This window comes from Citrobacter sp. CK202, assembly GCF_030333225.1.
Lineage (GTDB): Bacteria > Pseudomonadota > Gammaproteobacteria > Enterobacterales > Enterobacteriaceae > Citrobacter_B > Citrobacter_B koseri.
Genome location: NZ_JAOWGI010000029.1, coordinates 576,585 through 603,200, shown reverse-complemented (window position 1 = coordinate 603,200; position 26,616 = coordinate 576,585). Strand labels below are relative to the sequence as shown.

General features: G+C 57.4%; 26 protein-coding genes. 14 read left to right on the top strand and 12 right to left on the bottom strand.

The window, feature by feature from the left end; genetic code table 11:
* Positions 1 to 46: 46 nt before the first annotated feature.
* Entirely contained in the window at positions 47 to 592 is a 546-nt protein-coding gene (gene hydN / locus OGX84_RS22620) for an electron transport protein HydN (RefSeq protein WP_024130889.1), read from the bottom strand.
* A 154-nt stretch (positions 593 to 746) separates the two neighbouring features.
* Positions 747 to 1,760: a LacI family DNA-binding transcriptional regulator gene (locus OGX84_RS22615; RefSeq protein WP_275165514.1), complete on the bottom strand. Its 1,014-nt coding sequence runs from the start codon at positions 1,758 to 1,760 to the stop codon at positions 747 to 749.
* A gap of 264 nt (positions 1,761 to 2,024) precedes the next feature.
* On the opposite strand from OGX84_RS22615, the gene ascF reads away from it, so the two are divergent.
* Positions 2,025 to 3,479 (top strand): PTS cellobiose/arbutin/salicin transporter subunit IIBC, encoded by a 1,455-nt coding sequence (gene ascF, locus OGX84_RS22610; protein WP_275165513.1) that lies wholly within the window; start codon positions 2,025 to 2,027, stop codon positions 3,477 to 3,479.
* Positions 3,480 to 3,501: 22 nt separating this feature from the next.
* Entirely contained in the window at positions 3,502 to 4,926 is a 1,425-nt protein-coding gene (locus OGX84_RS22605; protein WP_286458422.1) for a 6-phospho-beta-glucosidase, read from the top strand.
* 82 nt (positions 4,927 to 5,008) lie between these two features.
* Here OGX84_RS22605 and hycI read toward each other — a convergent pair whose 3' ends face one another.
* The 9 genes from hycI to hycA all read right to left on the bottom strand — a co-directional run bounded on the left by hycI (position 5,009) and on the right by hycA (position 12,878).
* Positions 5,009 to 5,464: a hydrogenase maturation peptidase HycI gene (gene hycI, locus OGX84_RS22600; RefSeq protein ID WP_275165511.1), complete on the bottom strand. Its 456-nt coding sequence runs from the start codon at positions 5,462 to 5,464 to the stop codon at positions 5,009 to 5,011.
* A complete protein-coding gene (locus tag OGX84_RS22595; RefSeq protein WP_115181231.1) occupies positions 5,457 to 5,867 on the bottom strand; it encodes a formate hydrogenlyase maturation HycH family protein in 411 nt (136 codons plus the stop codon). The genes hycI and OGX84_RS22595 overlap by 8 nt, the downstream gene beginning before the upstream one ends.
* Positions 5,864 to 6,631, bottom strand: coding sequence for a formate hydrogenlyase subunit HycG (hycG, locus tag OGX84_RS22590; protein WP_012134830.1), 768 nt, complete (start codon positions 6,629 to 6,631; stop codon positions 5,864 to 5,866). Before hycG ends, OGX84_RS22595 begins: the two co-directional genes overlap by 4 nt.
* Positions 6,631 to 7,173 (bottom strand): formate hydrogenlyase complex iron-sulfur subunit, encoded by a 543-nt coding sequence (locus OGX84_RS22585; protein ID WP_275165500.1) that lies wholly within the window; start codon positions 7,171 to 7,173, stop codon positions 6,631 to 6,633. Before OGX84_RS22585 ends, hycG begins: the two co-directional genes overlap by 1 nt.
* A gap of 9 nt (positions 7,174 to 7,182) precedes the next feature.
* Positions 7,183 to 8,892, bottom strand: coding sequence for a formate hydrogenlyase subunit HycE (gene hycE / locus OGX84_RS22580; RefSeq protein WP_012134832.1), 1,710 nt, complete (start codon positions 8,890 to 8,892; stop codon positions 7,183 to 7,185).
* A 17-nt stretch (positions 8,893 to 8,909) separates the two neighbouring features.
* On the bottom strand, positions 8,910 to 9,833 hold the full coding sequence (locus tag OGX84_RS22575; RefSeq protein WP_012134833.1) for a respiratory chain complex I subunit 1 family protein: 924 nt from the start codon (positions 9,831 to 9,833) through the stop codon (positions 8,910 to 8,912).
* A gap of 2 nt (positions 9,834 to 9,835) precedes the next feature.
* Positions 9,836 to 11,662, bottom strand: a complete 1,827-nt coding sequence (gene hycC, locus OGX84_RS22570; RefSeq protein WP_114848663.1) for a formate hydrogenlyase subunit 3 — start codon at positions 11,660 to 11,662, stop codon at positions 9,836 to 9,838.
* Positions 11,659 to 12,270, bottom strand: coding sequence for a formate hydrogenlyase subunit HycB (gene hycB / locus OGX84_RS22565; protein WP_047461668.1), 612 nt, complete (start codon positions 12,268 to 12,270; stop codon positions 11,659 to 11,661). The genes hycC and hycB overlap by 4 nt, the downstream gene beginning before the upstream one ends.
* Before the next feature lie 146 nt (positions 12,271 to 12,416).
* Complete coding sequence (hycA, locus tag OGX84_RS22560) at positions 12,417 to 12,878, bottom strand: formate hydrogenlyase regulator HycA (protein WP_012134837.1); 462 nt, start codon at positions 12,876 to 12,878, stop codon at positions 12,417 to 12,419.
* Positions 12,879 to 13,087: 209 nt separating this feature from the next.
* Here hycA and hypA point away from each other — a divergent pair, with 209 nt between their 5' ends.
* The 7 genes from hypA to OGX84_RS22525 all read left to right on the top strand — a co-directional run bounded on the left by hypA (position 13,088) and on the right by OGX84_RS22525 (position 19,767).
* Positions 13,088 to 13,459 (top strand): hydrogenase maturation nickel metallochaperone HypA, encoded by a 372-nt coding sequence (gene hypA, locus OGX84_RS22555; RefSeq protein ID WP_024130894.1) that lies wholly within the window; start codon positions 13,088 to 13,090, stop codon positions 13,457 to 13,459.
* 103 nt (positions 13,460 to 13,562) lie between these two features.
* Complete coding sequence (gene hypB / locus OGX84_RS22550) at positions 13,563 to 14,435, top strand: hydrogenase nickel incorporation protein HypB (RefSeq protein ID WP_012134839.1); 873 nt, start codon at positions 13,563 to 13,565, stop codon at positions 14,433 to 14,435.
* The gene (hypC, locus tag OGX84_RS22545; RefSeq protein WP_047461662.1) at positions 14,426 to 14,698 is read left to right on the top strand and encodes a hydrogenase 3 maturation protein HypC; all 273 of its coding nucleotides are present in this window, start codon (positions 14,426 to 14,428) and stop codon (positions 14,696 to 14,698) included. The genes hypB and hypC overlap by 10 nt, the downstream gene beginning before the upstream one ends.
* Entirely contained in the window at positions 14,698 to 15,819 is a 1,122-nt protein-coding gene (gene hypD / locus OGX84_RS22540) for a hydrogenase formation protein HypD (protein ID WP_012134841.1), read from the top strand. Before hypC ends, hypD begins: the two co-directional genes overlap by 1 nt.
* Positions 15,816 to 16,826 carry a hydrogenase expression/formation protein HypE gene (gene hypE / locus OGX84_RS22535; protein ID WP_012134842.1) on the top strand — a complete coding sequence of 337 codons (1,011 nt, stop codon included), beginning with the start codon at positions 15,816 to 15,818 and terminating at the stop codon, positions 16,824 to 16,826. Before hypD ends, hypE begins: the two co-directional genes overlap by 4 nt.
* 389 nt (positions 16,827 to 17,215) lie before the next feature.
* Positions 17,216 to 19,294: a formate hydrogenlyase transcriptional activator FlhA gene (gene flhA / locus OGX84_RS22530; RefSeq protein WP_115181229.1), complete on the top strand. Its 2,079-nt coding sequence runs from the start codon at positions 17,216 to 17,218 to the stop codon at positions 19,292 to 19,294.
* Between the two features lie 44 nt (positions 19,295 to 19,338).
* Entirely contained in the window at positions 19,339 to 19,767 is a 429-nt protein-coding gene (locus OGX84_RS22525) for a TOBE domain-containing protein (RefSeq protein WP_012134844.1), read from the top strand.
* Positions 19,768 to 19,843: 76 nt separating this feature from the next.
* Here the strand turns inward: OGX84_RS22525 and OGX84_RS22520 are convergent, their stop codons facing one another.
* Entirely contained in the window at positions 19,844 to 20,188 is a 345-nt protein-coding gene (locus tag OGX84_RS22520) for a nitrous oxide-stimulated promoter family protein (protein WP_024130896.1), read from the bottom strand.
* Positions 20,189 to 20,375: 187 nt separating this feature from the next.
* On the opposite strand from OGX84_RS22520, the gene sitA reads away from it, so the two are divergent.
* The 5 genes from sitA to mutS all read left to right on the top strand — a co-directional run bounded on the left by sitA (position 20,376) and on the right by mutS (position 26,517).
* Complete coding sequence (gene sitA, locus OGX84_RS22515; protein ID WP_047461652.1) at positions 20,376 to 21,293, top strand: iron/manganese ABC transporter substrate-binding protein SitA; 918 nt, start codon at positions 20,376 to 20,378, stop codon at positions 21,291 to 21,293.
* The gene (sitB, locus tag OGX84_RS22510; protein ID WP_058668011.1) at positions 21,290 to 22,111 is read left to right on the top strand and encodes an iron/manganese ABC transporter ATP-binding protein SitB; all 822 of its coding nucleotides are present in this window, start codon (positions 21,290 to 21,292) and stop codon (positions 22,109 to 22,111) included. Before sitA ends, sitB begins: the two co-directional genes overlap by 4 nt.
* Entirely contained in the window at positions 22,108 to 22,968 is an 861-nt protein-coding gene (gene sitC / locus OGX84_RS22505; RefSeq protein ID WP_286458415.1) for an iron/manganese ABC transporter permease subunit SitC, read from the top strand. Before sitB ends, sitC begins: the two co-directional genes overlap by 4 nt.
* Complete coding sequence (sitD, locus tag OGX84_RS22500) at positions 22,959 to 23,807, top strand: iron/manganese ABC transporter permease subunit SitD (protein WP_058668012.1); 849 nt, start codon at positions 22,959 to 22,961, stop codon at positions 23,805 to 23,807. The genes sitC and sitD overlap by 10 nt, the downstream gene beginning before the upstream one ends.
* A gap of 148 nt (positions 23,808 to 23,955) precedes the next feature.
* Positions 23,956 to 26,517, top strand: coding sequence for a DNA mismatch repair protein MutS (gene mutS / locus OGX84_RS22495; protein ID WP_012134851.1), 2,562 nt, complete (start codon positions 23,956 to 23,958; stop codon positions 26,515 to 26,517).
* Positions 26,518 to 26,616 lie beyond the last annotated feature (99 nt).

Below are 26,616 nucleotides of genomic sequence, written 5' to 3'. Positions count from 1 at the left end.
GCCATCCGGCATGAATACCACCGTATTTTACGCGGTTTTTCAGGAATCAGAAAAGCAAAGACGCGGAGGAGTCCAGCGCCGCACGGCGACGTTTTTCCGCGCTCAGTTGTTCAAGTTTGTTGCGATCGACGCAAATCAGCGCGTGGGTCGGACAGGCCTCCATACAGGCAGGGCCGGCCTCGCGGTGGTGGCAAAGGTCGCATTTGTTGGCCTCCGCTTTTTCCGCCCGGACGTTCAGGCCCGCGCCGCTGTTGCGAATCACCGGACGCACAACCACTTCCATCGCGCCGTATGGGCAAGCGACCACGCAGGTTTTACAGCCAATGCAACGCTCCTGCATCACATGTACGAAACCTTTATCACGGCTGATGGCGCCGTTCGGGCAGACATTGGCGCACGGCGCGTCTTCACACTGGCGGCACAGCGTCGCCGTGGAGACATTCACACCTTTGATCACATGGATGCGGGGTAAGAAAGTTTCAGGGGTCAGCGACGCGCAGTCCTGGTTTTCCTGATGAGACACCACACAGGCCACTTCACAGGTACGGCAACCAATGCATTTATTGGCGTCGGCAATGATGAAACGGTTCATCAAATTCTCCAGCAATGACAGATTATGTGCCGAAACATTCATAAATCGTGCCAGTTTTTAACTGATTGTTATTGCTTGATATTTGATGATGACGTTGTGACCAGGCACTGTCATCGTCACGAATGACGATGACAAATGACAATGTAAAGCGGGATCAGCGGGCAGGCAGCGGCGCTGCCGAATCGCGCAGGATCAGCGCACCGGTAAAGGTTTTTGGCGGCGTAAATTCACCGCCGTCCAGCATGAAGATAAGACGTCCAATCGTCTCCTGAATCATCTCCGTGACCGGAATTTTAACGCTGGAAAGCGCCGGGATGGTATAGGGCGCCATCGCGATGTCGTCGAATCCGATGACCGAGGTCTGCGCAGGCACGCTCATGCCACTCTCGTGTAACTGTTTGATGGCGCCAATCGCCATATCGTCATTACTGGCTACCAGCGCGGTAAAACTCACCTTGCGCGCCAGAAGCGTATCCACCCCTTCAGCACCGCTGGCGGGCGTCCACTTTCCGTTGACAATCAATTCGTTATTGATAGCAATGCCGTGTCGCGTCAATGCGTCTTTATACCCTGAGAGACGCTCCACGCCGGTAGGGGAATCCATCGAACCGGTGATAAACGCAATCTCGCGATGCCCCCCGGCGATCAACTGTTCCACCGCGTTAAAACTGGTCTGCTTCTGGTCGCAATAAACGCAGTGGCTGCTGTTTCTTCGCAGCCGACGGTTAAGCACCATAATGGGCTGGGCGTGTGAGTCGATAATGTCGTCAATCTCATCCACGCTGAGAAAACGGGGATAAATCATAATGGCGTCGCAGCGCAGATCGAGCAGATACTGAATCGCCTGACGCTCTTCTTCCGCGCTGTGTTTGCCGTCCGCGAGCAGAAGCTGACGCCCCTTATCCTCTGCCATCCGCGCCGTATGAAACAGCAGCTCGCTAAAATAAACGCCGTGGTAAAGGGTGTTCGTCACCACCAGACCGAGGGTCTGCGTTTTCTTCGCCGCCAGACTGCGCGCTAACAAATTGGGTCGATAGCCGCTCTCTTCAATGGCCTGAAACACGCGGTCTTTGGTCTCCTGGCTGACGTAGCCGTTACCTGAAAGCACCCGGGAAACCGTCGCTTTCGACACCCCGGCGCGCTTAGCCACCTCCAGCATCGTCGTCATATTACTCATCCATTAGCACTCAATGACACGCAGTGTACTTCACCGTACCGTTGTTGTCCTTGATGGTAAATCACCGCCCAAAACAACAAGTGATCATTCTCACAATTATAAAAAATGATCAAATTGTGATCTTGTGTCATTCAGTGAAACTATTCATGATTTTGTGGAACCGGTTTCCTATTTTGCGTTTCATTGCCCACGTTTTTTTAGCGAAAAGGCGTAAGACGATAAAACTACCCTATTGATAAAACAGGATAAAATCCGATGTCTAAGAATTATGCGGCACTGGCGCGCTCCGTGGTGACGGCGCTGGGCGGTGTGGATAACATCACCGCCGTGACACACTGCATGACGCGTCTGCGTTTCGTTCTCAAAGATGACGCGCAGGTCGACAGCGCGACGTTGAAAACCCTCAGCGGCGTTCTCGGCGTGGTTCGCAGCGACAACCAGTGTCAGGTGATTATCGGCAACACCGTTTCACAGGCGTATCGCGAAGTCGTCAGTCTGTTGCCGACCGATATGCAGCCCGCAGCGCCCATCGGCAAACCGAAACTCACCTTTAAACGCATCGGCGCGGGGATCCTTGACGCGCTGATCGGCACTATGTCCCCGCTGATCCCGGCGATTATCGGCGGATCGATGCTGAAACTGCTGGCCATGATCCTCGAAATGACGGGGCTGCTGGAAAAAGGCGCCTCCACGCTGACCATCCTGACGGTGATTGGCGACGGCGCGTTCTTCTTCCTGCCGCTGATGGTGGCGGCGTCAGCGGCAATCAAGTTCAAAACGAACATGTCGCTGGCGATTGCCATCGCAGGCGTGCTGGTTCACCCGAGTTTTATCGACCTGATGGCGAAAGCCGCCGAAGGTGAACACGTTGAATTTGCCCTGATCCCGGTGACGGCGGTGAAATACACCTACACGGTGATCCCGGCGCTGGTGATGACATGGTGTCTTTCATACATCGAACGCTGGGTGGATCGCATTACCCCGGCCGTCACGAAAAACTTCCTGAAACCAATGCTGATCGTCCTGATCGCCGCCCCGCTCGCCATTGTTTTAATCGGCCCAATCGGGATCTGGATCGGTAGCGCCATCTCCGCGCTGGTTTACACCATTCACGGCTATCTGGGCTGGCTTTCCGTCGCCATCATGGGCGCGCTGTGGCCGCTGCTGGTCATGACCGGGATGCACCGCGTCTTTACCCCAACCATCATCCAGACCATTGCTGAAACCGGCAAAGAAGGCATGGTCATGCCGTCTGAAATTGGCGCTAACCTGTCGCTGGGCGGTTCCTCTCTGGCCGTCGCATGGAAAACCAAAAACCCGGAACTGCGCCAGACAGCGCTTGCCGCCGCTGCTTCCGCAATTATGGCGGGGATCTCCGAACCAGCGCTGTACGGCGTGGCGGTACGTCTGAAGCGTCCGCTGATTGCGAGCCTGATCAGCGGCTTTATCTGCGGCGCGGTGGCAGGTATGGCGGGGCTTGCCAGCCACTCGATGGCGGCGCCGGGCCTGTTCACCAGCGTCCAGTTCTTCGACCCGGCGAACCCGATGACCATCGCCTGGGTGTTTGGCGTGATGGCGCTGGCCGTGGTGCTCTCTTTTGTTCTGACGCTGATCCTCGGCTTTGAAGATATCCCCGTGGAAGACGCAGCCGCGCAGGCAAGAAAAAACCAGGCCGCGCAACCGACTACTGCAAAAGAAGCCAGCATCTGACTGGCGCATATTGAGGATGACTATGTCTGTATTTCCGCAAGGATTTTTATGGGGCGGCGCACTGGCCGCCAACCAGTCTGAAGGGGCATACCGGGAAGGCGGCAAAGGGCTGAGCACCGTCGATATGATCCCGCACGGCGAGCACCGGATGCCGGTCAAACTGGGGCTGGAGAAACGCTTTCAACTGCGGGATGACGAATTTTATCCTAGCCATGACGCGATTGATTTTTACCATCGCTATAAAGACGATATCGCCCTGATGGCGGAGATGGGCTTTACAGTGTTTCGCACCTCGATCGCCTGGAGCCGTCTCTACCCTGACGGCGATGAGCTGACGCCGAACGAAGAAGGCATCGCGTTTTATCGCGCGGTGTTTGAAGAGTGTAAAAAGCACGGTATTGAGCCGCTGGTCACGCTGTGCCACTTCGATGTGCCGATGCACCTGGTGACGGAGTACGGCTCCTGGCGCAATCGCAAAATGGTGGAGTTCTTTACCCGCTATGCGCGAACCTGCTTTGAAGCCTTTGACGGTCTGGTGAAATACTGGCTGACGTTCAACGAAATCAACATCATGCTGCACAGCCCATTCTCCGGCGCGGGCCTGGTGTTTGAGGAAGGTGAAAATCAGGATCAGGTGAAGTATCAGGCCGCGCATCACGAGCTGATTGCCAGCGCGCTGGCGACCCAAATCGCCCATGAGGTCAACCCGCAAAACCAGGTCGGCTGTATGCTGGCGGGGGGCAATTTTTATCCGTACTCCTGTAAACCGCAGGACGTCTGGACCGCGCTGGAGAAAGACCGCGAAAACTTGTTCTTTATTGATGTGCAGGCGCGCGGCGCTTACCCGACCTATTCCGCCCGCGTTTTTCGCGAGAAAGGCGTGGTGATTGAAAAAGCCCCGGAAGACGACGCTATCCTGAAGAACACCGTCGATTTCGTCTCGTTTAGCTACTACGCGTCACGCTGCGCTTCAGCGGAGATGAACGCTAATAACACCAACGCCGCCAACGTGGTGAAATCGCTGCGCAATCCGCACCTTGACGTCAGCGAATGGGGCTGGGGGATTGACCCGCTTGGTCTGCGCATCACTATGAATATGATGTATGACCGCTACCAGAAGCCGCTATTTCTGGTGGAAAACGGCCTCGGCGCGAAAGATGAGCCGGACGCGAAAGGTGAGATCCATGATGATTACCGCATCCGCTATCTGCGTGAGCATATTCGGGCGATGGCCGACGCCATTGAAGACGGCGTGCCGCTGATGGGTTACACCACCTGGGGCTGCATCGATCTGGTGTCCGCCTCGACAGGCGAAATGAGCAAACGCTACGGATTTGTGTATGTCGACCGTGACGACGCTGGCAACGGCACGCTGGCGCGTACCCGCAAAAAATCATTCTGGTGGTACAAGAAAGTGATTGCGAGTAACGGGGAAGATCTGGCGTAGCCCGTTTTGCCGGGTGGCGGCTTCGCCTTACCCGGCCTACAAAACCGTAGGCCCGGTAAGCGTAGCGCCACCGGGCACCCGCTCAGAGCGGAGAAAATCCCCCGTCGCCAGCCCACTCTGCAAGCCTTGAATAAACCACTTCCACCGCGTCTTTAATCGCTTGCGTCATCGGATAATAAAAGCCAACGATATCCGGCTGGATGCCGAGGAAAATCACGTCGCCAACATCCTCTTTCAGCTGATCCACCAGGTAATTCAACGGCATATTGTGGGTGGTCATCATAAACATTTCGGCGATGTCATCCGGGTCGATGATGCGGATCTCGCCCGGATTCAGCCCCATGTCGGTCGCATCGACAATCAGCAGACGATCCGGGCGCAGTTCGCGGATCGCGACAATATCGTTCTCCGGCGCGCTGCCGCCGTCAATAACAACCCAGTTGCCTTTAGGCTGCGCGGCGCACATCTCGGCCAGCAGTGGCCCGGCGCCGTCATCGCCCATCATACTGTTGCCGACGCACAATAAAACGTCAGTCACGGTGTCTCCTCACCATCAGATAGATGGCGCTTTCCTGATGAATATCGTGGAGCATACTCAGCATCAGCTTGCTCCACGCCTGCTGTTGCGGGCTTTGCGCAGCGAGCGCGCCGTCGAAAGCGCGCGCCAGCATTTGCACATGGTTAAAATCGATGACGATCTCGCCGTACTTCGGCACGCCTTCCATTTTACGTCTGGCCTCGCTTCCCTCTTCCAGAGTCGCAATCCACGCCAGATAATCCTCCCACGGGCAGGTTAACGCCGCTTCCAGGCAGTCGATGACCCCAAGGTGGTGGCCAATCGCCAGGCTGTAATAGACAACCTGCTGCGCCTCGGCGGGCGTCGCATCGTTCTCATCAATAAACTTACGGCTCAGTTGACTGAACACCACCGTTTCACTCATCGGATACGCGCCTCTTCAACCACATGATTCAGGTGGGTGACGATCTCGGTCAGACGCGGATCGTTTTCCGCTTCCAGCCAGCGCGCCACCTGATGTTCACCCTGTCCCAGTTGGGTCAGGTAATCATCGGCGATCTGACGGCCATAGCGATAACCCGCCAGACGACGCGCCGCGCGATCCACCTTCACGCGCAGCGGCTGCACCATGTCGGGATGCAGAATCTCTGCCGCCTGCTCGTCCAGTTCACCCGGCGCGCGGGCGTGGATTTTCTGCTCCAGCAAACCCAGCGCCATCGCGAAACCGTACAACGTTGCCGCAGGCGTCGGCGGGCAGCCCGGAATGTAGACATCCACCGGTACGATTTTGTCGGTGCCGCCCCAGACGCAGTACAGGTCGTGGAAGATACCGCCGCTGTTGCCGCAGGCGCCGTAAGAGATACAGATTTTTGGGTCCGGCGCGGACTGCCAGGCGCGCAGCGCCGGAGAACGCATCGCGCGCGTCACCGCCCCGGTAAACAGCAGAATATCCGCATGACGCGGCGACGGGACGACTTTGATGCCAAAACGTTCGGCATCAAACAGCGGAGAAAGGGTGGCAAAAATTTCAATTTCGCAGCCGTTGCAGCCACCGCAGTCCACGCGGTAGACATACGCCGAACGCTTAATGTTTTTCAGCAAAGACGCCTTCATGCTGGCGATGGATTCATCCACCGTCATCGGCAGCGGAATGCCGTTGGCGTCGCGTGGGCCTAATAAATTGCTCATCAGCTGGCCTCTTTCATATGGCGAGTCAGTTCAATACGGTCGGACGGCACCAGGCATTTCTGACGCTTGCAGTCCGGGCAGGTCTCAAAGCTTTCACGGTGATGCTCCGCGCGGCTGTCGCCATTGTGTTTCAGCAGCGCGATGGCGTAATCAATCTCTTTCTGCACCGCGAAAGGACGGTTGCACACGCGGCAATTGCACAGCGTAAAGCGGGACTGTTGCAGAAAGTCCGTTTTCTTCCACACCGCCAGCTCATATTCCTGCGAGAGTTTAATCGCCGCCGTCGGGCACACTTCTTCGCAGCGGGCGCAAAAGATGCAGCGCCCGAGATTGAACTGCCAGGCCAGCTCACCGGTAACAAGGCAGGTTTCAACCGTCAGCGCATTCGACGGGCAGGCATTGACGCAGGCTGCGCAGCCAATACACTGCTGCGGATTATGCTCCGGTTTGCCACGGAAGTTTTTATCGACCGCAATCGGCTCCAGCGGATACGACGACGTCGGCGCGCCGGTTTTGATAACTTTTTTGATAAAGGTAAACATGGCGATTCCTTATTTCAGCGGCGAGTTTTTACGCTCAATGCTGTAGCGCTCAAGTTCTTTGTACGGCACGACTTTGCTCTTCTTCTTACGCACATCCACCACGGTCATGCGGTCGGTACAGGAGTAGCAAGGGTCGAGGCTACCGATGATCAGCGGCGCGTCGGAGACCGTGTTACCGCGCAGCATATAGCGCAGGGTCGGCCAGTTGGCGTAGGTCGCCGCACGGCAGCGCCAGCGGTACAGCTTCTGGTTGTCGCCGGTCATGCTCCAGTGGATGTCATCCCCGCGCGGCGCTTCGGCAAAGCCCAGCGCAAAACGGTGTGGGATATAGGTAAAGCCTTCCACCATCAGCGGGCCGCCCGGCAGGTTATCCAGGCCGAAATCGATCATGTTCAGCGCGGTGTACACTTCGTTGATGCGCACTTTCAGACGGGAGATGACGTCACAGCCCTGCTCGCTATGCACTTCCATCGGCAGCAGGCCGTAGCCGACAAACGGGTGATCGGCGCGGGTATCGCGGGCGTGACCGCTGGCGCGCACCATCGGCCCCACGTTACTGAAGTCGCGGGCGATTTCCGGGTCGAGGCGCCCAATGCCGACGGTGCGCTGCTCCATGTTCGGCGTGCTGAGCAGCATATCCACCAGTTCCTGCACCTCGCGGCGCATCTGCTGCGCCAGTTGACGGGTCTGGATCATGTCCTCTTTCAGCAAATCGCGACGAATCCCGCCGATCAGGTTCAGACCGTAGGTTTTACGCGCCCCGGTAAGGATCTCCGCCATCTTCATCGACGTTTCACGCACGCGGAAGAACTGCATAAAGCCGGAGTCAAAGCCGGTGAAGTGACAGGCCAGGCCGAGGTTCAGCAGGTGCGAGTGCAGACGCTCCACCTCCAGCAGAATGGCGCGAATCATCTGCGCGCGTTCCGGCACCACGATGCCCATCGCATTCTCGACGGAGGTGGTATAGGCGGTGCTGTGAGCAAAGCCGCAAATGCCGCACACGCGGTCCGACAGGAAGGTGACTTCGTTGTAACCCATGCGGGTTTCCGCCAGTTTCTCCATGCCGCGATGGACGTAGAACAGGCGGTAATCGGCGTCGATAATGTTTTCGCCGTCAACAAACAGGCGGAAGTGACCCGGTTCATCAGAGGTGACGTGCAGCGGGCCGATCGGCACCACGTTGTTTTTCTTGTCACCCAGCTCGTTGATAAATTCGTAGGTTTCAGCATCGGTGGTCGGCGCCGGGCGTTGACGGTAATCCATGCTGTCTTTACGCAGCGGATAGAGTTCATCCGGCCAGTCATCCGGCAGCACCAGGCGGCGTTCATCAGGCAGGCCGACCGGGATCAGGCCATACATGTCGCGGACTTCGCGTTCGCCCCACACCGCAGCCGGCACGCGCGGCGTCACGGACGGAAACTCCAGTTTGTTGGCATCGACTTCAACGCGCACGGTTATCCAGCACTTCGTCCCCTGCTCCATCGACAGCACGTAGTAAACGGCATAGTGGCCGCACAGCTGGCGTTCGTCGTTGCCAAACAGTACCGAGAGCCATCCGCCCTGTTTGTAGTAGAGAAACTCCACCACTTCCGGCAGGTAGTTCACCTTCACGGTGAGGGTCAGCTGATCTTTGGTCTGCCAGGCTTCGTCCAGCACCACGCCCGGAAAAGCCTGGTGCAGCGCCGCAAGGTATTGTTGACCTAATTTTTCTTCAGACATGCTCAAACTCTCTTAAATCACGCCACCAGCAAGGAGACGAATGCTAAAAACGCAAACCCAAAACCGGCCCAGGTCACGCGTGAAGTGGCGCAAAAACGCAGGCGCGCCATGCTGTTTTCGAACAGGGCAATCACCAGCACGCCAGCGATCAGCTTGACGATGGCAATCACCAGCGCCAGCAGCAGCCCACCCGCGCTGAAGGTCTCCATCTGTCCCCACGGCAGGAATACGCCGACAAACATTTGCAGCACCACCAGCTGTTTCAGGCTGATGCCCCACTTCAGCACCGCGAAGCCGCTGCCGCTGTATTCGGTCAGCGGGCCTTCCTGCAACTCCTGCTCCGCTTCCGCCAGATCGAACGGCAGTTTGCCCATCTCGATAAAGGTGGCGAATGCGCAGGCGCACAGCGCCAGCATCAGCGGAATGCTGCGCGCTGCCGGCCAGTGGTAAATCGTGTCGGTGATATTGCTGATGTGCGTGGAACCGGCCACCTGCGCCGCCACCCACAGGCCGAGCAGCAGGATTGGCTCCACCAGTACGCCGAGCATCGCTTCGCGGCTTGCGCCGATCGCGGTAAACGGACTCCCGGTATCCAGACCGGCAATAGAAAAGAAGAAACGGGCGATCGCAAAAAGGTAGATCAGGGTGATCAGATCGCCCAACTGCGGCAACGGCGAACCAACCGTCACCACCGGCAGCGCGGTCGCGATAGTCAGCATGACGCCGACCATCACAAACGGCGTCAGGCGAAAGACCCAGCCGGAATCGGCAGGCGCAACGCTCTGGCGCCCCAACAGCTTGATCAGGTCGCGATACTCCTGCAAAACGCCCGGCCCGCGACGATTGTGCAACCGGGCACGCGCCACGCGGGTAATACCGGACAGCAGCGGCGCTGCGGCGAATAACACCAGCGCCTGAATTAACGGATATAACACACTCATTCTCAGGCTCCTCGTGAAACCACAATCACCACCAGCACCGCCAGCTCAATCAGCGCCAGGCGGCGGAACAGAACCGGTGCCGCCGCATTCTGCCAGCCCGGAACCAGCGATACCGGGTTAAGCCATTTACGCAACTTAAGTACCGGGGCAAAGGCCTCTTTCACCGGCATGGCGAAACCGTGGGCGGTAATCACCATCGACTGCTCGTGGTCGTAGCCACAGACCCAGGCCGCGCCGCGTGAACGCGACGGCAGACGGTTGCCTTTGAAAATCGCCATGATGATGAACGGCAGCAGCGGACAGGCGATCAGCAGCAGCGCAATCATCGGCTGAGAAACGGTGGTATTCGCCGTCTCCAGCGGCAGAGGCACGGCAGCGGAGATCAGCGGCAGCAGCCACGGCGCGGCAACGCCGCCCAGCACGCAGCAAATGGCCAGCGCGACGACGCTCACCCCCATCAGGATTGGCGCACAGCAGGCGTTTTCCGCCTCTTTGGTACGCGGCGCGCCGAGGAAAGTGACGCCATAGACTTTCGCCATACACATCACCGCCAGTGCACCGGTAATCGCCAGCCCCACGGCCAGCAACGGCCCTAACAGACGGCCAATGAACGCGCCGCTGTTGCCCAGCTTGAAGAAGGACTGATAGATAACCCACTCACCGGCAAACCCGTTCAGCGGCGGCAGCGCGGCCATCGCCATCAGGCCAATCAACATCGCGACAGAAATCACCGGCATACGTTTACCAATACCGCCCAGTTTTTCGATGTCGCGGTGCCCGGTACGGAACCAAATGCTGCCCGCGCCCAAAAACAGCACGCTTTTGAACAGGCTATGGTTGACCAGATGATAGAGACCACCGGTCAGGCCGAGCGCAATCAGCGCCGGTTGATTAAGGGCAATACCGGTGACGCCCGCGCCCAGACCGAGCAGGATAATGCCGATGTTTTCCAGAGTGTGGTACGCCAGCAGACGCTGAATGTTATGTTCCATCAGCGCATACAGACCGCCGACAAACGCGGTGATCATGCCGAGCACCAGCAGCAGAACGCCCCACCACAGCGGCGCATTGCCGCCAATCAGCGATAAAGAGAGAATGCCCAGCAGACCCATTTTCATCACCACGGTAGAGAACAGGGCCGCCGCCGGCGCGCTGGCGTTGGCATGCGCCTGCGGCACCCAACCGTGCAGCGGGATAATCCCGGCCAGCAGACCAAAACCGACTACGCCGAGCAGCCAGATGTCAGAACCAAGCGGCAACGCCTGGGCGCGCAGATCGAGCAGACGCAGCTCCAGCGTGCCGTAACGCTGCCACACCAGCCAGCAGGCGACAGCCAGCAGCAGCGTACCGATACGCCCCAGCGCAAACCACAGTTTGCCCTCTTTGCTGCAACCGGTAAGAAACACCGCGCACAGCGCCATGATTTCCGCCATCACCACCAGCGTGCCGAGATTGCTGGCGACGACCGCGCAAACTGCCGCCGCCATCAGCAGGTTTACCAGCAGCCCGTTGGCTAACACCTGTGGGTGACGATGCCAGTCGATGTTGTACAGGCTGACGAACAGCCCGCACAGCCCCAGCGTAATCAGCCAGATGGCGTTCAGCGGGGTGATTTGTAAACCATGACCGATCAACGGCATCACGCCGCTGACCGCTGTCGCATTCACCAGGACGGAAAAACCCGCCGCCGCGGTATACAGACTGCCGACCGCGCCGCCGACACCGGCGACCCAGCCGCTCAGCGCTTTATGAAAGGAAAACAGAAATGCCAGTACGGCCGCCGCCGCGAACCAGGCCACACCGCTATTGATCAGTGAAATTGCGTTCATTTTGCCTCCCCACTTTGCGCCTGCTGAAACAAGGTGAGATCGCCAAAATCGGTGTTGAAGGTCAGCTCACGTTTGCGCTTGCTGGCGCGGGCGATATCCATGTTATTCACCAGGTGTAACGCGTTGGTCGGACACATCCGCACGCAGGCCGGGCCTTGTTCGTCGAAGCTGCACAGATCGCATTTGACCGCGATGGCGCGCACGCCCGGCACCCAGTCCAGCAGCGTACTGACGCGTGCCGGCGCGGGAGGTGCCGGCGGGGCTTTCGGTGAATTGGCATTCGCCGGAATATGCAGCGGACGGCTGCCGGAAAATTCAATCGCGCCGAACGGACAGGCAATGCCACACAGCTTGCAGCTTACGCACAGGCTTTCATTCAGCTGTACGGCGCCGTCTACCCGATTGATGGCGTTTACCGGGCACACCACGGCACAGGGCGCATCTTCACAGTGGTGACACAACTGCGGCGCGGATTCTTTTTCATTGAGCATCACTTTCAGCCGCGGCATTGATTGCAGGCCGTGCTGGCGATGCGTCTCTGAACAGGCTGCTTCACAAGTGTGGCAGCCAATACAGAGCGTGGAGTCAGCAATTACAAAACGATTCACCAGGCATTCCTCAGGTGATAGTCATTTTTGACGAAAACATGTCTGAAAAATGTCATTTTCGACACTTATCGACATTCCCATCCCCTCAAACATTCATATGCAGCGTGAAGCGCACGCCGCGAGTAACAACGGGCAGCGCCTCGTGCTTATGCCGCCGGGCTATTTCCCTTTACCAGTTGACGTAAATTCACCGGGCGATTGTTTTCCACGGCGGTGTACAGGCTGTCGTAAACGCTGGCGATTTTTTCGAGATAGTGCTCCAGCACCTGCTCGCGATCGCGGTTACTGACCTTCTCATCAACGAGGCCGTCAATGGTCAATTGCGCTTGTGCAATCAACTGCTTATCTTCACCGTCTTTGGTTTCGACGTAATACTCGATGGTGTGGCTGTTAAAGCCGTCCGCCAGGGTGACGTAAATCGTGAAGTGCTCGAAAAGCACAAAGCACAGATCTTTGTCCGGCGCACAGCTCATGGCGTGATGCAGACGCGCTTTTGATAAGGTGATCCCCTGAACCAGTGAGTTGCAGTAGATTCGCCACTGGTCCAGCAGGCGATGATGCCGCTGCGCGATGTAATCAGCCTTTTCGCTTATTTCCCAAATAGTCATGTCAGGTTACCCGGTTAGCAGAGATAGCCAGCCTTAAGCATTTTCCATGCCAGTTTTTAAACCTTTATTTTTCATGATGATACAAAAACAGCCATCACGTTCGACGCCGTGACGACATGTCATTTCGTCATCGTCGTCATTGTCACAAGCAAGGGAAAAATAACTGGCATATTTATTGCTTGTTCAGGGCAATGAATTCGGGAGGCGATATGCACGAAATAACTCTCTGCCAACGGGCACTGGAATTAATTGAACAACAGGCCGCAGCGCACGGTGCAAAACGGGTAACTGGGGTCTGGCTCAAAATTGGCGCATTTTCTTGCGTAGAAACCAGCGCTCTCGCCTTTTGTTTTGATCTGGTATGCCGTGGCACCCTGGCGGAAGGTTGTAAACTCCACCTCGAAGAACAAGAAGCCGAATGCTGGTGCGAGTCTTGTCAGCAGTACGTCACGTTACTGACGCAGCGTGTGCGCCGTTGTCCGCAATGCCAGAGCGACACGTTACGCATTGTGGCCGATGACGGGTTGCAGATTCGCCGAATTGAAATAGACAGTAATCCAACGCCGGATAGCGACGCCTGAGCGTCTTATCCGGCCGACAGGAATGGCCTGAGTTGTAGGCTGCATAAAGTAAAGCCGCCATCCGGCAATAGATTTACCGCAAGATAGAGATCAGGAGTGAGCGATGTGTACGACATGCGGTTGCGGTGAAGGCAACCTTTATATAGAGGGAGATGAGCATAATCCCCATTCGGCGTTTCGTAGCGCGCCTTTTGCCCCGGCGGCTCGCCCGGCGCTGAACATCACCGGTGTGAAGACATCCGCCTTTACCCCGAGCCAGACCGCAGAAGGCGATCTGCACTACGGTCATGGAGAAGCGGGAACCCATGCGCCGGGTATGAGCCAGCGCCGGATGCTGGAAGTCGAAATTGACGTGCTGGACAAAAACAACCGTCTGGCCGAGCGCAACCGCGCCCGCTTCGCCGCCCGCCAGCATCTGGTGCTCAACCTTGTCTCCAGCCCCGGTTCCGGTAAAACCACCCTGCTGACCGAAACGCTGATGAAGTTAAAAGACAGTGTGCCGTGCGCGGTGATTGAAGGCGACCAGCAAACGGTCAACGACGCCGCCCGCATCCGCGCGACCGGTACGCCCGCTATTCAGGTCAACACCGGCAAAGGCTGCCATCTTGATGCGCAAATGATTGCCGATGCCGCTCCGCGTCTGCCGCTGGCCGACAACGGTATTCTGTTTATCGAAAACGTCGGCAACCTTGTCTGCCCGGCCAGCTTTGACCTCGGCGAGCGCCATAAAGTGGCAGTGCTTTCCGTCACGGAAGGCGAAGACAAGCCGCTGAAATACCCGCATATGTTCGCCGCCGCTTCGCTCATGCTCCTGAACAAAGTCGATCTGCTGCCATACCTCAATTTTGACGTTGAGAAGTGCATCGCCAGCGCCCGGGAAGTCAATCCTGACATTGAGATCATCCTCATCTCCGCCACCAGCGGCGAAGGGATGGATCGGTGGCTGAACTGGCTGGAGGCACAGCGATGTGCATAGGCGTTCCGGGGCAAATTCGCTCCATTGACGGCAATCAGGCGAAAGTCGATGTCTGCGGCATCCAGCGCGATGTCGACCTGACGCTGGTTGGCAGTTGCGATGAGAGCGGTGAGCCGCGTCTGGGCCAGTGGGTGCTGGTTCACGTTGGTTTTGCCATGAGTGTGATTAACGAAGCGGAAGCGCGCGACACCCTCGACGCGCTGCAAAACATGTTTGATGTCGAACCGGACGTCGGCGCTTTGTTGTATGGCGAGGAAAAATAATGCGTTTTGTTGACGAATATCGCGCGCCGGAACAGGTAATGCAGTTGATTGATCACCTGCGTGAACGTGCCGCGCATCTCCCTTATACCGCCGAACGTCCGCTGCGCATCATGGAAGTGTGCGGCGGTCATACGCACGCCATCTTCAAGTTCGGCCTCGACCAGCTGCTGCCCGACAACGTGGAGTTTATCCACGGCCCCGGCTGCCCGGTGTGCGTGCTGCCGATGGGCAGAATTGACAGCTGCGTGGAGATCGCCAGCCATCCTGAGGTGATTTTCTGCACCTTTGGCGATGCCATACGCGTACCGGGGAAACAGGGTTCGCTATTGCAGGCCAAAGCCCGTGGCGCAGATATCCGCATTGTTTATTCACCAATGGATGCCCTGAAACTGGCGCAGGAAAACCCAACGCGCAAAGTCGTTTTCTTCGGTCTGGGATTTGAAACCACCATGCCGACCACCGCCATCACGCTGCAACAGGCGAAGCTTCGCAACGTGCAGAACTTTTACTTTTTCTGCCAGCACATCACGCTTATTCCAACGCTGCGCAGCCTGCTGGAGCAGCCGGATAACGGAATTGACGCGTTTCTCGCGCCGGGTCACGTCAGCATGGTGATCGGCACCGACGCCTATAGCTTCATCGCGACGGATTTCCATCGTCCTCTGGTGGTGGCAGGATTCGAACCGCTTGATCTACTGCAAGGCGTCGTCATGCTGGTTGAGCAGAAAATAGCCTCCCATAGCCAGGTTGAGAATCAGTACCGTCGCGTGGTGCCGGATGCCGGTAATCTACTGGCGCAACAGGCTATCGCCGAGGTGTTTTGCGTCAACGGCGACAGCGAATGGCGCGGGCTGGGCGTGATTGAATCATCCGGTGTCCACCTGACGCCAGACTACCAGCGGTTTGACGCCGAAGCGCACTTCCGCCCGGCGCCGCAACAGGTGTGCGACGATCCGCGTGCGCGCTGCGGAGAAGTGCTCACCGGCAAGTGCAAACCGCACCAGTGCCCGTTGTTTGGCACGACCTGTAACCCGCAGACGGCGTTCGGCGCGTTAATGGTCTCCTCCGAGGGGGCATGCGCCGCCTGGTATCAATATCGTCAGCAGGAGTGTGAAGCATGAACAGCGTACAACTTGCCCACGGCAGCGGCGGTCTGGCCATGCAGCAGCTGATTAACAGCCTGTTTATGGAAGCTTTTGCCAACCCGTGGCTGGCTGAGCAGGAAGATCAGGCGCGTCTTGAACTGGCGCAACTGGCGGCGGAAGGCGACCGCCTGGCCTTCTCCACCGACAGCTACGTTATTGACCCGCTGTTTTTCCCCGGCGGCAATATCGGCAAACTGGCGATTTGCGGCACGGCCAACGACGTGGCGGTCAGCGGTGCGATCCCGCGTTATCTCTCCTGCGGCTTTATCCTCGAAGAAGGTCTGCCGATGGAGACGCTGAAAAGCGTGGTGAACAGCATGGCGGCAACCGCGCGCGAAGCCGGTATCGCCATTGTGACCGGTGATACCAAAGTCGTTCAGCGCGGCGCGGCGGATAAGCTGTTCATCAACACCGCCGGAATGGGGGCGATTCCCGCCAATATTCACTGGGGGGCGCAGACATTAAGCGTGGGAGATGTGCTGCTGGTCAGCGGCACGCTCGGCGATCATGGCGCAACGATCCTCAATTTGCGTGAACAATTGGGGCTGGATGGCGAGCTGGTCAGCGACTGCGCGGTATTAACCCCGCTTATTCAGCCGCTGCGCGATATTCCAGGCGTGAAAGCCTTACGCGATGCGACGCGCGGCGGCGTGAATGCTGTCGCCCATGAGTTTGCCGCCGCCTGCGGCTTCGGTATTGAGTTGTCTGAATCCGCGCTGCCGGTCAAACCGGCGGTGCGCGGCGTCTGCGAACTGCTGGGGCTGGATGCGCTTAACTTTGCCAATGAAGGCAAACTGGTGATCGCCGTTGAGCGCCAGGCCGCAGACGCTGTGCTTGACGCGCTGCGCGCGCACCCGCTGGGCCGCGATGCGACGCCGATCGGCGAGGTGGTTGAACGCAGAGGCGTTCGCCTGGCCGGTCTGTATGGCGTGAAACGTACCCTTGATTTACCCCACGCCGAACCGTTGCCGCGTATATGCTAGCGCCTGATGGCGCTATGCTTATCAGGCCTACGGTTCAACGCAGTTTGTCGGCCGGATAAGGCGTTTACGCCGCCATCCGGCAAAAGCGCCTGATGGCGCTGCGCTTATCAGGCCTACGGTTCGACGCAGTTTGTAGGTCGGATAAGGCGTTTACGCCGCCATCCGGCAAAAGCGCCTGATGGCGCTGCGCTTATCAGGCCTACGGTTCGACGCAGTTTGTAGGTCGGATAAGGCGTTTACGCCGCCATCCGGCAAAGGTGCCTGATGGCGCTGCGCTTATCAGGCCTACGGATGGACAGGCCTGCGGTGATACCCAAAATATATTACCTATATCTATAATTTATTTACCGTTTTCGCACCGCATCGCGGTGCTTTTCTGGAAAAGCAACATGTCGTATACACCGATGAGCGATCTCGGACAACAAGGTTTGTTCGACATCACTCGTACATTATTGCAGCAGCCCGACCTGGCGTCGCTCAGTGAAGCGCTTTCGCAACTGGTCAAGCGCTCAGCGCTGGCCGACAGCGCGGCTATTGTGTTATGGCAGCCACAGACACAACGCGCGCGTTATTATGCAACTCGCGAAAATGGTAAACCTGTCGCGTATGAAGACGAAACCGTGCTGGCACACGGCCCGGTTCGGCGCATTCTCTCGCGCCCCGATGCGCTGCACTGCAATCATCACGAATTCAGCGAAACCTGGCCGCAACTGGCGACAAGCGGGCTGTACGGTGAGTTTGGCCACTACTGTTTGCTGCCGCTGGCCGCTGAAGGGCGCATTTTTGGCGGCTGCGAATTCATCCGCCAAAACGACCAGCCGTGGAGCGAGAAAGAGTACGAACGTCTGCAAACCTTCACCCAGATTGTCGCAGTGGTCGCTGAGCAAATTCAGTGTCGGGTCAGCAATAACGTTGACTACGATCTCCTGTGCCGTGAGCGCGACAACTTCCGCATTCTGGTGGCGATCACCAATGCCGTGCTTTCGCGGCTGGACATCGACGAACTGGTGAGCGAAGTCGCGAAAGAGATCCACCACTACTTTAATATCGATGCCATTAGCATCGTCCTGCACAGCTCCCGCAAAAACAAGCTGAGCATCTATTCCACACATTATCTGGATGAACATAATCCCGCGCATGAACAAAGCGAAGTGGACGAAGCGGGAACGCTCTCTGAACGGGTTTTCAAAAGCAAAGAGATGCTGCTGATTAACCTGAACGAGCGGGATACGCTTGCGCCGTACGAACGCATGCTGTTCGACACCTGGGGCAACCAGATACAGACCCTGTGTCTGCTGCCGCTGATGTCCGGCAATACAATGCTCGGCGTGCTGAAGCTGGCGCAATGCGAAGAGAAAGTGTTTACCACCGCCAACCTCAAACTACTGCGCCAGATTGCCGAACGCGTGGCGATTGCCGTGGACAACGCCCTCGCCTATCAGGAAATTCACCGGCTGAAAGAGCGTCTGGTCGACGAGAACCTGGCGCTTACCGAGCAGCTCAATAACGTGGATAGCGAATTTGGCGAGATAATCGGTCGCAGCGAAGCCATGTACAACGTGCTCAAACAGGTGGAGATGGTGGCGCAAAGCGACAGCACCGTCCTGATCCTCGGTGAAACAGGAACCGGTAAAGAGCTGATTGCCCGAGCGATTCATAATCTGAGCGGGCGTAACGCACGGCGAATGGTGAAGATGAATTGCGCGGCGATGCCCGCCGGGCTGCTGGAAAGCGATCTGTTTGGTCACGAGCGCGGCGCCTTTACCGGCGCCAGCGCGCAGCGTATTGGTCGTTTTGAGCTGGCGGATAAAAGCTCGCTGTTTCTTGATGAAGTGGGCGACATGCCGCTGGAGCTACAGCCGAAACTGCTGCGCGTGCTCCAGGAGCAGGAATTTGAACGTCTGGGCAGCAATAAACTGATCCAGACGGACGTCAGGCTGATCGCCGCCACCAACCGCGATCTGAAAAAAATGGTGGCCGATCGTGAGTTCCGCAACGATCTCTATTACCGTCTGAACGTCTTTCCGATCCAGCTCCCGCCGCTGCGCGAGCGCCCGGAGGACATTCCGCTGCTGGTCAAAGCCTTCACCTTTAAAATCGCCCGCCGGATGGGGCGCAACATCAACAGTATTCCTGCCGAAACGCTGCGTACGCTGAGCAATATGGAGTGGCCGGGGAACGTCCGCGAGCTGGAAAACGTCGTCGAGCGCGCCGTTCTGCTGACGCGGGGCAACGTGCTGCAACTCTCGCTGCCGGACATGGGAATGCTCACGCCGGGCGCGCCGCCGGTCGCCACCGAAGTCGCCCAGGAGGGCGAGGATGAATTTCAGCTCATTATGCGCGTGTTGAAAGAGACAAATGGCGTGGTGGCGGGGCCAAAAGGCGCCGCGCAGCGTCTGGGGCTGAAGCGCACCACCCTGCTCTCTCGCATGAAACGATTAGGCATTGATAAAGATGCATTGGTATAGCATCTCTGGCTATACTGGCAGATATCTCAACGAAAGGAGGCAGTATGGCGGTATCAGCACGTAATCAACTGACCGGTACGGTTAGCGCAGTCGCAACGGGTGCGGTGAATGATGAAGTTGAACTGACGCTGGCGGGCGGCGCAAAACTGGTGGCGATTGTCACTCACAGCAGCCAGCAGGCGCTGGGTCTGACAAACGGAAAAGACGCCATTGCTTTGATTAAAGCCCCCTGGGTTACTCTGGCAAGCGAAGATTGCGGCCTGAAGTTCTCCGCCCGCAACCAGTTTGCCGGTAGCGTATCTCAGGTGACGGAAGGCGCGGTCAACGCGACTGTACACATCAAAACCGACGCTGGTTTTGAGATTGTGGCCGTTGTCACCAATGAGAGTCAGGAAGAGATGAAACTGGCGCAGGGCAGTCGCGTTATTGCGCTGATTAAGGCGTCAGCGATTCTGATTGCGACCAAAGCGTAATGGTGTTGCCCGATGGCGCTAACGCTTATCGGGCCTACGCAACTGCGATTAACTCCCGCCATCCGGCAAGACACATTTATTTCTTGCGCTGATACTTTTCCGGCAACTCCGGGACGGGGCGTTTGTCATCAATAAGGTGACGGATGGTCAAAATCGGATGGCGCCAGAGCATTCTTGGGCCTGCCCAACGCATGATCTGCTTCATCTCCTCACGCTTCGCGGGCTGATAACAGTGCACCGGACACTGCTTACAGGCCGGTTTTTCCTCGCCAAACACGCACTTATCCAGCCGCTTTTGCGCATAGGCAAACAGCGCATCGTAATGACCTTGCTCGTTTGAGGCCTGCGGGCACTGGCTCTCGTACAGCGCGATCATTTTTTTAATCGTCAGTTTTTCACGAGCAATACGCTTACCGGACATGATGCCTCCACAAATAAGTTGCATAAATAATACACCTTATCTTCTCTCAGGACTATCACCCTAAGGTGACACATCCTTAGCGCCCTACGTAAATAAGAATTATTTTCATTTATCTATACCTTGTGCTATATAACATAGCAAAGGCTATATTCGATGAATAATTAACCGCATTATGATGAGGGATACTATGCCGCACTTGCTCCGTCTGAAATCCATTCTCCTTGCCAGCGCGCTGGCGATGCTTGCGCTGTCGCCTGCTTATGCAAAAGATAAATTTAAGGTCATCACAACGTTTACCGTCATCGCCGACATGGCGAAAAACGTAGCGGGCGATGCGGCGGACGTTAGTTCAATCACGAAGCCTGGCGCGGAGATCCACGAGTATCAGCCGACGCCCGGCGACATTAAGCGGGCGCAGGGCGCGCAGCTGATCCTCTCTAACGGCCTGAACCTGGAGCTGTGGTTCGCCCGGTTCTACCAGCACTTATCCGGCGTGCCGGAAGTTACGGTATCCAACGGCGTGAAGCCGATGGGCATTACCGAAGGGCCGTATAACGGCAAACCCAACCCGCACGCCTGGATGTCGGCGGAAAATGCGCTGATTTACGTGGATAACATTCGCGATGCGCTGGTGAAATACGATCCAGATAACGCCGCGACGTACCAGAAAAACGCCGAAAACTATAAAGCCCAAATCCGCCAGACGCTCGATCCACTACGCGACGCGCTGGCGAAGATTCCTGCCGACAAGCGCTGGCTGGTGACCAGTGAAGGCGCATTTTCCTATCTGGCGCGCGATAACGACCTGAAAGAGCTGTACCTCTGGCCGATCAACGCCGATCAGCAAGGCACGCCTAAGCAGGTACGCAAAGTGATCGACGCGATCAGGGAACATCACATCCCGGCGGTGTTCAGCGAAAGTACCGTTTCCGATAAACCGGCCCGCCAGGTCGCGCGTGAATCCGGCGCGCACTACGGCGGTGTGCTATATGTTGATTCTCTGAGCGCTGCCGACGGTCCGGTGCCGACGTATCTGGATCTGCTGCGCGTCACAACTGAAACCATCGTCAGCGGCATCACTGACGGGCTGAGGAGCCAGAAATGAGTCAATCTGCGATTACCGTTGATCGCGTCACGGTGACGTATCGCAATGGTCACACTGCCCTGCGGGACACAACGTTTCAGGTGCCTGGCGGCTCGATTGCCGCGCTGGTTGGCGTCAACGGTTCAGGGAAATCGACGCTGTTTAAGGCATTGATGGGGTTTGTCCGACTGGCGAAGGGAGAAATCGCCATCCTGCAACAGCCCGTCAACAAAGCGTTGAAACAGAATCTGATCGCCTATGTCCCGCAATCTGAAGAGGTGGACTGGTCGTTTCCGGTACTGGTGGAAGATGTGGTGATGATGGGGCGCTACGGCCATATGGGGTGGCTGCGCCGCCCCAGCGCGCGCGATCGTGAAAGCGTGGACGCCGCGTTGGCGCGGGTGGACATGCTGGAATATCGCTATCGACAGATTGGCGAGCTTTCCGGCGGGCAGAAAAAACGCGTCTTTCTGGCCAGAGCCATCGCCCAGGACGGGCAGGTTATTCTTCTGGATGAGCCTTTTACCGGCGTTGACGTGAAAACCGAAGCCCGCATTATTGCCCTGTTGCGCGAGCTGCGCGATGAAGGCCGCACCATGCTGGTTTCAACGCATAACCTCGGCTCGGTAACGGAGTTTTGCGATTACACGGTGATGATCAAAGGTACCGTACTGGCGAGCGGCCCGACGGAAACCACCTTCACCGCTGAAAACCTCGAACTGGCGTTCAGCGGCGTATTGCGTCATGTGGCGCTGAGCGGCGGCGAGGAGCATATCATCACCGACGACGAGCGTCCCTTTATCTCACGGCGCGCGGCAGGCGGAGGAGAATCATCATGAACTGGCTTGTGGAACCGTTCAGCTACCAGTACATGCTCAACGCCATGTGGGTCTCGGCAATGGTCGGCGGCCTGTGCGCCTTTCTCTCCTGCTATCTGATGCTTAAAGGCTGGTCGCTGATTGGCGACGCGCTTTCCCACTCCATCGTCCCCGGCGTGGCGGGCGCATATATGCTGGGGCTGCCCTTCTCTCTCGGCGCGTTTCTCTCCGGCGGCCTGGCGGCGGGCAGCATGCTTTTTCTCAACCAGCGTTCACGACTGAAGGAAGACGCGATTATCGGTCTTATCTTCTCCTCTTTCTTTGGCATCGGGCTGTTTATGGTTTCGCTCAATCCGATGTCGGTCAACATCCAGACCATTATCCTCGGCAACGTGCTGGCTATTGCGCCGGAAGATATTCTGCAACTGGCGATCATCGGCACGGTCTCTCTGGTGATTTTGCTGCTGAAGTGGAAAGATCTGATGGTGACTTTTTTCGACGAAAACCATGCGCGATCGATTGGGCTTAACCCCGCCCGGCTGAAGCTGCTGTTTTTCACGTTGCTGTCGGTCTCCACCGTCGCCGCTCTGCAAACCGTCGGCGCTTTTCTGGTGATCTGTCTGGTGGTCACGCCTGGCGCCACCGCCTGGCTGCTGACCGATCGTTTTCCGCGCCTGTTAACCATCGCCGTCGCCATCGGCAGCCTGACCAGCTTTTTCGGCGCCTGGCTCAGCTACTGGCTGGATGGTGCGACCGGCGGGATCATCGTCGTCCTGCAAACGCTATTGTTTCTGCTGGCGTTTATCTTCGCCCCGAAACACGGCCTGCTTGCCAACCGCCGTCGTGCGCGCCTGAATAAGGAGACCCCATGCGCTTAACCGCCTTACTGGAACCCTTCCAGTTTGATTTTATGATCAACGCGCTCATGGTCTCGGCAATTGTGGCGATCCCCTGCGCGTTATTGTCGGTGTTTCTGGTGCTGAAAGGCTGGGCGTTAATGGGCGACGCCATGAGTCATGCCGTGTTCCCCGGCATTGTGCTGGCCTATATCGCCGGTATTCCGCTGGCCATCGGCGCGTTTATTGCCGGGCTGTTCTGCGCGGTTGCCACCGGCTATCTCGACGATAACAGCCGTATTAAGCGCGATACCATCATGGGAATCGTCTTCTCAGGAATGTTTGGCGCAGGGCTGGTGCTGTACGTTTCTATCCAGTCTGAAGTCCATCTGGATCATATTCTGTTCGGCGATATGCTGGGCGTGTCCATCAGCGATATTCTGCAAACGGCGCTGATTGCGCTGGGTATTGCGCTGATTATCGGGCTAAAATGGAAAGATTTTTTACTGCATGCCTTCGATCCGCACCAGGCAAAAGCCAGCGGCCTTAATACCTCCCTGCTGCATTATGGCCTGTTGTGCATGATCGCGTTGACCATCGTCGCAACGCTGAAATCGGTGGGGATTATTCTTTCCATCTCGCTGTTAATCGCCCCTGGCGCGATTGCGATTTTGCTGACGCGGCGTTTTGCCCGCGCGCTGATGCTGGCGGTCACGCTGTCGGTCGTCACCTCTTTTCTCGGCGTTTATCTGTCGTTTTTCCTCGACAGCGCCCCTGCGCCAACCATCGTAGTATTGTTCACTGCGATCTTCATCGTGGCATTTATTTACGCTACGTTGCGGGAGCGGCGTTCCGAAATGCGGCTCAAACAGCAGTTATAAAAATCAGAAACGGAATAAGGATCGATAAGTCGTCCATCGCTGCTTTCCCTGAAATGCGTATCTCCGTTATCATGTGCCCCTTATGTGATAACAACGAAAAGAAAAAGCATCGCAATCCATTTAAAATCAGGGAACTGGACACGACTCCATGAGTACAATCGATAATCTCGACGCCCATACCCCCATGATGCAGCAGTATCTCAAGCTGAAAGCCCAGCACCCGGAGATCCTGCTGTTTTACCGCATGGGCGATTTTTACGAACTGTTTTACGACGATGCACGCCGCGCCTCGCAATTACTCGATATTTCGCTGACCAAACGCGGCGCATCGGCGGGCGAACCGATTCCGATGGCGGGCATCCCGCATCACGCCGTCGAAAACTACCTTGCGAAGCTGGTCAATCAAGGGGAGTCCGTCGCAATCTGTGAACAGATTGGCGATCCGGCCACCAGCAAAGGCCCGGTTGAACGTAAGGTCGTGCGCATCGTTACGCCTGGCACTATCAGCGATGAAGCGCTGTTGCAGGAGCGCCAGGACAACCTGCTGGCCGCCATCTGGCAGGACAGCAAAGGCTACGGTTACGCCACGCTGGACATCAGCTCCGGGCGTTTTCGCTTAAGCGAACCGGTTGACCGTGAAACGATGGCCGCAGAATTACAGCGCACTAACCCGGCAGAACTGCTGTACGCCGAAGATTTTGCCGAAATGGCGCTGATCGACGGCCGCCGTGGTTTACGCCGTCGCCCGCTGTGGGAATTTGAAATCGATACCGCTCGCCAGCAGCTAAACCTGCAATTTGGTACACGGGACCTGATCGGCTTTGGCGTAGAGAACGCACCACGCGGACTGTGCGCCGCAGGCTGTCTGTTGCAGTACGTCAAAGACACCCAGCGCACTTCACTGCCACACATTCGCTCCATTACGATGGAACGCCAGCAGGACAGCATCATTATGGATGCCGCCACGCGCCGCAACCTGGAGATCACCCAGAACCTGGCGGGCGGCGTGGACAATACGCTGGCTTCGGTGCTCGACTGCACCGTCACGCCAATGGGCAGCCGTATGCTCAAACGCTGGCTGCATATGCCGGTGCGCGACACGAAAACCCTGATCGAACGTCAGCAGACCATTGGCGCGTTGCAGGATGTGACCAGTGAATTGCAACCGGTGCTGCGTCAGGTGGGCGACCTGGAGCGTATCCTCGCCCGTCTGGCCTTGCGTACCGCCCGACCACGCGATCTCGCCCGTATGCGTCACGCCTTCCAGCAGTTACCGGAACTGCGCGCACAGCTTGAAACCGTAACCAGCGCCCCCGTGCAGAACCTGCGCGAGAAAATGGGCGAGTTTACCGAACTGCGCGATCTGCTGGAACGCGCCATTATCGATGCGCCGCCGGTTCTGGTGCGCGACGGCGGCGTTATTGCGCCGGGCTACAACGAAGAACTGGACGAATGGCGCGCGCTGGCTGACGGGGCGACCGACTATCTCGATCGTCTGGAAATACGCGAGCGTGAACGTACCGGGCTGGATACGCTGAAAGTCGGCTTTAACGCCGTACACGGTTATTACATCCAGATCAGCCGTGGGCAAAGCCACCTGGCGCCCATTAACTACGTCCGCCGTCAGACGCTGAAAAACGCCGAGCGCTACATTATTCCCGAGCTGAAAGAGTACGAAGACAAAGTTCTGACCTCTAAAGGCAAAGCGCTGGCGCTGGAAAAACAGCTTTATGACGAGCTGTTCGATCTGCTGCTCCCTCACCTGGCAGAGCTGCAACAGAGCGCCAATGCGCTGGCTGAGCTGGACGTGCTGGTCAACCTGGCTGAACGCGCGTATACGCTGAATTATACCTGTCCGACTTTTAGCGATAAGCCCGGCATTCGTATTACCGAAGGTCGCCATCCGGTTGTCGAGCAGGTGCTGAACGAGCCGTTTATCGCCAACCCGCTGAACCTTTCCCCGCAGCGCCGAATGTTGATTATCACCGGGCCGAACATGGGGGGTAAAAGCACCTATATGCGTCAGACCGCGCTGATTGCGCTGCTGGCGTATATTGGCAGCTACGTGCCAGCGCAAAGCGTTGAGATTGGCCCGATTGACCGCATCTTTACCCGCGTAGGCGCGGCGGACGATCTGGCTTCCGGTCGTTCAACCTTCATGGTCGAGATGACCGAAACCGCCAATATTTTGCACAACGCGACCGAAAACAGTCTGGTTTTGATGGACGAAATCGGGCGCGGCACATCAACCTATGACGGCCTGTCGCTGGCGTGGGCGTGTGCGGAAAATCTGGCGAATAAGATCAAAGCGTTGACGCTGTTCGCCACCCACTACTTCGAACTGACGCAGTTGCCGGAGAAAATGGAAGGCGTCGCGAATGTGCATCTGGACGCGCTGGAGCACGGCGATACCATCGCCTTTATGCACAGCGTGCAGGACGGGGCGGCAAGCAAGAGTTACGGTCTGGCGGTAGCTGCGCTGGCGGGCGTGCCGAAAGAGGTGATCAAACGCGCGCGGCAAAAGCTGCGCGAGCTGGAAAGCCTCTCGCCGAATGCCGCCGCGACCCAGGTGGATGGTACGCAGATGTCGCTGCTGTCGGTTGCGGAAGAGACCTCTCCTGCCGTTGAAGCGCTGGAGAACCTCGACCCTGACTCTCTGACGCCACGCCAGGCGCTGGAGTGGATCTACCGGTTGAAGAGTCTGGTGTAAATCAGAAACGCCCGGTGGCGCTACGCTTACCGGGCCTACAAGAAGCATCACAATCCGTAGGCCGGATAAGGCGTCAGCCGCCATCCGGCACAACGCCCG